Genomic DNA, 7,913 nt, shown 5'->3' with positions numbered 1-7,913 from the left:
AGTCTGATACTGGCATTAATTAATGCCAGTATGTTTAGCATTATAAAAATTGCGCTAAATCAAAGTTTCTGTTTATTTCCATTCTCATGATTAAAACTTTTTTGAAGTTATCAATAAAATTATTAAAACAATTACTTAACAAATATCTTGTTACCTATTTTAATTATTTTTTTCGTTGCAAAAAAAGTGGCAAATATAAGCACAAAAAAAACGTAAAATAATTAATATATAGTTATCTTTCCTCCAATTTTTAAACTAATTAGTTACGCAATAAATCAATCTAAAAAATAAAAATATTTTATTTATTTTCAATAACTTACACCACAACCCTAACAATTAACTTGTACTATTGTTACAGTACAGTTCAATATTTATATTGATATGGATGATATTTTAATCAGCTCAATTTTAATCATTAATATAATAATATTTTTCTAACAGAATTTAATTCTGCTCACATTTAAGTAAAGCTTAACTTATTCACCCACTATTTAATTGCTAATAAAAACAAACTTAACACAAATTTATTTAACATTTTTATAAAATATAATTATATCTCGCAATCTTGGGGGATATTTCTCTTTTGAGATAATGATCACGGCATTTTATTCTGGTAAACTATAAATTCACACACTCAAAATCCAATGTTAAAATTTAATGATAAAAATACAAAACTGATTGAAAATCAATTTACCGTCAATTTTAGTTTTATTTCCAATCAGATTGTTACGCAAAAGAAAACAATTGTTATTGAGTAATTGTTCGTACCAAAAGATTAAAAGGTCGTAACGCATTTGCAGTTACGCTAAATGATTTTTTTTGACTTATATTTTCGGAGACTATTATGGATGCAACAAAAGTTGGTTCCATCGACAAAACGGCCTCGCAAACAGTAAATAGTAGTGCTTGGCGCAAAACTGACACAGTATGGATGCTGGGTTTATATGGTACAGCTATCGGTGCTGGGGTATTGTTTTTGCCAATCAATGCAGGTATGAGTGGTTTATTACCTGTTTTACTGATGCTGGTATTAGCCTTCCCAATGACATTTTTTGCTCACCGTGGGTTAACACGCTTCGTTCTTTCTGGTTCAAAACCTGATGGTGATATCACTGAAGTTGTAGAAGAACATTTTGGTCGCACAGCAGGAAACTGGATCACCCTACTCTACTTCTTTGCTATTTACCCTATTCTTCTTGTTTATGGTGTTTCCATCACCAATAACGTCAATAAATTCTTAACCGAATTATTGGGCGTTGGCGCACCGCCACGCTGGTTACTTGCCTTGATCCTTGTAGGCGGAGTGATGGCGATTGTGGCATTCGGTGAAAAATACATCGTAAAAGTCATGAGTATGTTAGTGTTTCCATTTATCGCCGTGCTGGTTGCATTCTCACTGTATATGATCCCACATTGGTCTGGTGATGTACTGAATACATTAACTTGGGAAGGAATCACTGAAGCAACAAAAAATACAGGTGGGCAAAGTATCTGGGTCACCATTTGGCTAACAATCCCAGTGATGGTATTCGCATTTAACCACTCGCCAATTATTTCTGCTTTCTCTGTGGCAAAACGTGAAGAATACGGTGATGCAGCTGAACAAAAATGCTCACGGATCCTTGCATCCGCGCACATTTTGATGGTGCTGACTGTTATGTTCTTCGTGATCAGCTGTGTCTTTACCTTATCTTCAGCGGATCTCGCACAAGCTAAAGCACAAAATATCAGTATTCTTGACTACCTGTCTGGCTATTTTGACCAGCCATTCATTAAATATGCAGCTGCAATCATTGCCTTTATTGCAATTATTAAATCCTTCCTTGGTCACTATTTAGGTGCTCGTGAAGGTTTCAATGGTCTAGTTGAGCGTGCTTACCGTGCAAAAGGTAAAACAATTGATGTTCGCAAGTTAAACCGCGGTACTGCAATCTTCATGTTAGTCACAACTTGGTTAGTGGCAACATTGAACCCAGGTGTGCTAGATATTATTGAAAGCCTCGGTGGCCCAGTTATCGCTATCTTACTGTTCTTAATGCCAATGTATGCAATTAGCAAGGTACCAGCAATGCGTAAATACTCAGGTAAAATCAGCAATGTATTTATCGTAATTATGGGTCTGGTCGCTATCTCTGCGGCAACATATAAGTTATTCTTCTAATTGAAGCCACTAGGTAGCGACCAACAACGGAAGCTACCTAATTTCAATGACTTTCTACAAAAGGAAGCACTGAATATGATTAGTGTATTTGATATCTTCAAAATTGGCATCGGCCCTTCTAGTTCCCATACCGTCGGCCCAATGAAAGCGGGCAAACAGTTTGTTGACGACCTTATCCAGCAAAAATTACTCTCTCGCACAACACGAATTGCAGTTGATGTATATGGTTCGCTCTCTTTAACGGGTAAAGGCCATGCAACGGATATGGCGATTATTATGGGTCTTGCGGGTAACTTACCGGATACCATTGATATTGACGCTATTCCTGCTTTTATGCGTAATGTTGAGCAAACTGAAAGGCTCTCCCTTGCACAAGGGCAACATGAAGTTGATTTCCCTACTGAAGGGGGAATGAATTTTCATACAACCAATCTCCCCCTCCATGAAAATGGAATGAGTATTACGGCATTCAGTGGTGATGATGCTATTTACAGCAAAAATTACTATTCTATCGGCGGTGGTTTTATTGTCGATGAAGAACATTTTGGCCAGTCAGACGAAAATGCAGTTCAAGTCCCTTACCCATTTAAATATGCAGCCGACCTGCAAAAACATTGTAAAGACACAGGATTATCACTTTCCGCACTCGTGATGCAGAATGAATTAGCGTTACGCAGTAAAGAAGAAATTCAGCAATATCTCTCGTCCGTATGGGATGTCATGAAATCCGGCATTGAACGGGGAGTGACAACCGAAGGTTTACTACCCGGACCATTACGTGTACCGCGCCGAGCAGCCGCATTACGCCGTCAACTCGTGACAACGGATAACACCAATATGGACCCAATGGCCGTCATTGATTGGATCAATATGTATGCGCTTGCCGTTAACGAAGAAAATGCAGCGGGTGGTCGTGTTGTAACGGCACCAACGAATGGAGCCTGTGGCATCATTCCTGCGGTATTAGCTTATTATGATAAGTTTATTCGCCCTGTGAATGAAAATTCCTATACCCGTTATTTTCTAGTTTCCGGTGTCATTGGTGCATTATATAAAATGAATGCGTCAATTTCCGGCGCCGAAGTGGGCTGCCAAGGAGAAGTGGGTGTTGCTTGTTCGATGGCCGCTGCGGGGCTCGCCGAATTAATGGGCGGTAGCCCTGAGCAAGTGTGTATCGCAGCAGAAATTGCCATGGAGCATAACTTAGGTCTCACCTGCGACCCTGTTGGAGGGCAAGTTCAAGTACCTTGTATTGAACGTAACGCCATTGCTTCCGTTAAAGCCGTAAATGCAGCACGCATGGCATTACGCCGTGTCAGTGACCCACGTGTTTGCCTCGATAAAGTCATTGAAACCATGTATGAAACTGGTAAAGATATTAACGCTAAGTATCGTGAAACATCCCAAGGGGGATTAGCGATTAAATTGGCTCACTGCGAATAGCATTTGTTTATCTATCGTCTCTATAAAAATGCCTGCTAATGCAGGCATTTTTTGTTCACATCATTTTCATTTAATCATTATTAACCGAAAATAGCATTCCACCAGCCACTAATCGTTTTCATGATGTAATCCCAAATACGACCGAAGAACCCCGCTTCCTCAACGGCACTTTTTGCAACTAGAGGATGCTGTTCGACGACTTCATCATTCAGAATAAAGTTAATCGTTCCTACCGCTTGGTTTTTAGCAAGAGGCGCTTCAAGTGAATCGTTAGTTAGTTGAATATCCACTTTCAAGTTTTGCAATTGCCCTTTAGGAATCGTAATTGAAACATCATCGGCAACACCTAAATCAACTTCTGAAGTATCACCAAACCAGACACGCTGCTTTTTCAGTGTGGCATCTGCCTTAATTGGCGTGACAGTTTCAAAGAAACGGAAACCCCAAGTGAGTAATTTTTCGCTTTCAGAAAAACGCACACGGTCACTTGGCGCTCCCAACACAACTGAAATCAAACGCATATCGCCTTCTGTTGCAGAGGCGACTAGGTTATGGCCTGCTCCACTCGTGTGCCCAGTTTTTACGCCATCCACTTTTAAATTTTGGTTCCATAACAGACGGTTACGGTTTGGTTGACGAATTTTATTAAAGGTAAACTCTTTTTCCTTGTGCAGTGCGTATTCATCGGGAACATCACGGATCATTGCTTGGGTTAACAATGCCATATCCCGTGCAGTACTATATTGCCCCTCTGAATCGAGGCCATGAACGGTTTTAAAATGGGTATTCTTTAAACCAATCTTTTGCACGTATTGATTCATTAAACTCACAAATGAGTCTTGGCTACCTGCAACATAATCGGCAAGAGCAATACTGGCATCATTCCCTGACTGGATCACGATCCCTTTATTTAAATCCAATACGGAAACACGATCTTTTGGCTTTAAAAACATCAAAGAAGAGCCTTTAAGAACAGGGTTTCCCGTTGCCCATGCATCTTCACCTACCGTAACCATATCCTGTGGGGTAATTTTCCCCGCATTCACCGCTTGCCCAATCACATAGCTGGTCATAATTTTTGTTAAACTTGCGGGATCTAAGCGTTCATCTGGATTCCCAGACGCTAAAATTTTACCGCTATTATAATCCATCAAAACAAACGCTTTTGCATCGACTTGAGGAGCAACCGGTGTCTGCGCCGCATAAGCACTGGTACTTACGGCAACCAAAAGACTCAACCCAATACCAGCTCGGCGGGTTTTTAAAGACAACATTTTCTTACTCATCGGTTATTCCTTCACTTAATTCTACACATTTAAATTACTGTCATTGACTCAACATCACTAAACGAGAACCCATCGCTGTGACAAAATTTGATAACTAGACCTAATATAAGACTTTAATTTCACTGAGGCCACTGATAACAAATAAACATTTGCCTCTGAGTAAATTTAATCTATCTTAACCATGGTCGATGCCAAAAAATCAAAATTTAGGAGACTGCCATGTTAACTGTTTGGGGACGCGTCAACTCTTCCAATGTCAAAAAAGTACTTTGGTGCTTAGAAGAATTAAATATCGCTTACAATCAAAAAGATGTGGGTGGCCCATTTGGTGGGCTAGATACACCTGAATATATAAAAATGAATCCAAACAGCACAATTCCAACTCTACAGGATGATGACTTTGCGCTGTGGGAATCGAATGCGATTTTACGTTACCTTACGGAAAAGTTTGATCATTCTCACTTATTGCTCGCACAAGACCTACAAGAACGAGCTGCCGCAGATAAATGGATGGATTGGAGTGGTGCTAATTTATTCGACCAAATTAAACAGATGATGAACAAAATTGTTCGTGTCCCAGAAGCGGATAGAGACCCAGAACAAGCTAAAATTATTTATAGCAATATCAATCGGTTACTAACCATTGCTGATAATGCATTAGCTAACCAAGCCTATTTTAGTGGTGATAAATTTGGTATCGCTGACATTGCTATCGCACCACTATTTTACCCTTGGCATGAAATTGTCACGCAGCGCCCCGAATTTAACAATTTGGAACGCTGGTACCAGCAACTGACCACACGCCCTGCGTTCCAAAAAATTGTCATGATCCCGATTAAATAATCACAGGGTCATATTCATCAAACTTGGGTTTGGGTACTGGTATTCAAACCCGAGTTCTTGGCAAATTCTATTACCGTTAATGGTTTTCCCCACTAATGCACTCTCTTCCTCAATAAACTGAGGCGGAACTAACCCGATAGATTGTGCTGCATGAGTATAAAATTCGGCTCGTGTTGGGTGGACTGGCGCACAGAGGTTATAAATATGCCCCCCTTGCGGTTGCTGGAGCAATAATAAAATGGCAGCAATCACATCATCTTGATGAACCATATTCACAGGCTGGTTTGCCCCCTTTACCCCGGTTTTCCCCGCTAAAAAACGCCCTGCATGGCGTTTTTCACCGACTAATCCCGCTAATCGCAGAATATCCACCGATATGTTCGGTAACTGATGCAACCACTGTTCTGTCGCCACCAAGGCTTTAGCCGAATCCGTCACCCCATCCAATAGGCTGTCTTCGGTCATTTCACCATTTTGTTCCCCATAAACCGCAGTAGATGACGTGAAAATAACTTTAGGCACCTGAAAGGCTATTGCGCTATTCACCAGTGTTTCAATCGCCATCACATAGTATTCGGTATTAATTTTAGAGGGCGGAAGCAAGATAACGATAGCATCACTTTGTTCCATCAACTGCACTAAATCGTCGTCATCACATTCAAGTTCTGGGGTTAATTTCAATGCATAACACTCAATTCCAACCGCTTGAGCGGCTTCAATACCATCTGGTGTCGTTTTAGTTCCAACCACATGAATGCCTTGAGACAATAAGGCTTGGGCGAGTGGTAACCCAACCCACCCTAATCCGATGACAGTGATTTTTTTCATACAATGGCTCCTTAATCGACCAACCAGCTGAAATTAATCACAGAGTAGCTGAAAACCATAAAACTTCCGAATACAATTTCTGAGAGATTTATCACTATAAAAAGTGAACAACTAATTATTATTGGTTATTTTTTAAAAAAAGGTTGCATTCATAGGGGGAAATCGGATAGGTTGAATACCAATGAGTATTTAGTTAGCACAATGAATGTTTAGTCATTCACTTAAATAACAGAACGGAAGACATTATGAATCGTATTTCACGCAACCATCATCACCACCATCATCCTGACTAGTCTTTCGGGCGATGTGTGCTGGAAGACGTTCAACGAATCTTCCGGTGGCTGAAATGCGAATTGAGAGAACCCTCGGAAGATAATCTTCCGAGGGTTTTTTTATTCTTGAACAAAGAGTTACTAAACAAAAAAATTTAAAAGGGATAAGGGTAAAGTCATGTTGGATAAATCACGTTTACGTATTGCAATACAAAAATCAGGCCGTCTGAGTGAAGAATCAAGAGAATTGCTTTCTCGCTGTGGCATCAAAATCAATTTACAACAACAACGTTTGATTGCTTATGCAGAAAATATGCCTATTGATTTACTCCGCGTTCGCGATGACGATATTCCGGGGCTGGTCATGGACGGTGTCGTTGACTTAGGGATCATCGGTGAAAACGTTCTTGAAGAAGAGTTATTAAACCGCCGTGCTCAAGGGGAAAACCCGCAGTATAAAACCCTGCGTCGTCTTGATTTCGGTGGGTGCCGCTTATCTCTCGCTGCCCCATTAGATTTCAACTATACTGGTGCTGAGTGCTTAAATGGCTCACGCGTTGCAACTTCCTACCCTCACTTGTTAAAACGCTATTTCGACCAAAAAGGCATTCAATTTAAATCATGCTTGTTAAATGGTTCAGTTGAAGTTGCCCCGCGTGCTGGCCTTTCCGACGCTATCTGTGACCTCGTCTCTACAGGTGCAACACTTGAAGCAAACGGTCTAAAAGAAGTGGAAGTTATTTATCGCTCTAAAGCCTGTTTAATTCAACGTGATGGCGAGATGTCGCCGGAAAAACAACAGCTTATTGACCGCATGATGACCCGTATCCAAGGTGTTATCCAAGCACGTGAATCCAAATACATCATGTTGCACGCGCCAAGTGAAACACTGGAAGAGATCATTGCCTTGCTGCCGGGTGCTGAACGCCCAACAATTCTACCGTTAGCAGGCGAACAAAGCCGTGTGGCGATGCACATGGTAAGCTCAGAAACGCTGTTCTGGGAAACCATGGAAAAACTCAAAGCTTTAGGTGCAAGCTCTATTCTTGTCCTGCCAATTGAAAAAATGATGGAGTAAGC

General features: G+C 40.6%; 6 protein-coding genes and 1 other annotated feature. Of the genes, 4 read left to right on the top strand and 2 right to left on the bottom strand.

The features are described from left to right. Positions 1–844: 844 nt before the first annotated feature. A complete protein-coding gene (locus PSF31_RS16195; RefSeq protein ID WP_004256437.1) occupies positions 845–2,161 on the top strand; it encodes a serine/threonine transporter in 1,317 nt (438 codons plus the stop codon). Between the two features lie 75 nt (positions 2,162–2,236). Next, positions 2,237–3,604 (top strand): L-serine ammonia-lyase, encoded by a 1,368-nt coding sequence (locus tag PSF31_RS16190; RefSeq protein ID WP_096864155.1) that lies wholly within the window; start codon positions 2,237–2,239, stop codon positions 3,602–3,604. An 80-nt stretch (positions 3,605–3,684) separates the two neighbouring features. On the opposite strand, the gene PSF31_RS16185 is transcribed toward PSF31_RS16190, so the two are convergent. After that, positions 3,685–4,890 (bottom strand): serine hydrolase, encoded by a 1,206-nt coding sequence (locus tag PSF31_RS16185; protein WP_096864154.1) that lies wholly within the window; start codon positions 4,888–4,890, stop codon positions 3,685–3,687. Between the two features lie 219 nt (positions 4,891–5,109). Between PSF31_RS16185 and PSF31_RS16180 the strand changes: the two genes are divergently transcribed. Next, the gene (locus PSF31_RS16180; protein ID WP_096864153.1) at positions 5,110–5,733 is read left to right on the top strand and encodes a glutathione S-transferase family protein; all 624 of its coding nucleotides are present in this window, start codon (positions 5,110–5,112) and stop codon (positions 5,731–5,733) included. On the opposite strand, the gene PSF31_RS16175 is transcribed toward PSF31_RS16180, so the two are convergent. Continuing rightward, positions 5,734–6,561 (bottom strand): SDR family oxidoreductase, encoded by an 828-nt coding sequence (locus PSF31_RS16175; RefSeq protein WP_096864152.1) that lies wholly within the window; start codon positions 6,559–6,561, stop codon positions 5,734–5,736. It abuts the gene before it with no gap. A 268-nt stretch (positions 6,562–6,829) separates the two neighbouring features. After that, positions 6,830–6,957 (top strand) — a sequence feature (His leader region). 54 nt (positions 6,958–7,011) lie between these two features. Between PSF31_RS16175 and hisG the strand changes: the two genes are divergently transcribed. After that, on the top strand, positions 7,012–7,911 hold the full coding sequence (hisG, locus tag PSF31_RS16170; RefSeq protein WP_004256451.1) for an ATP phosphoribosyltransferase: 900 nt from the start codon (positions 7,012–7,014) through the stop codon (positions 7,909–7,911). The last annotated feature ends 2 nt before the right edge of the window (positions 7,912–7,913 follow it).

Source organism: Providencia sp. PROV156, assembly GCF_028480905.1.
Taxonomy (GTDB): domain Bacteria; phylum Pseudomonadota; class Gammaproteobacteria; order Enterobacterales; family Enterobacteriaceae; genus Providencia; species Providencia hangzhouensis.
Note: the sequence above shows the minus strand (reverse complement) of the source record. Positions and strands in the feature narration are given on the sequence as shown.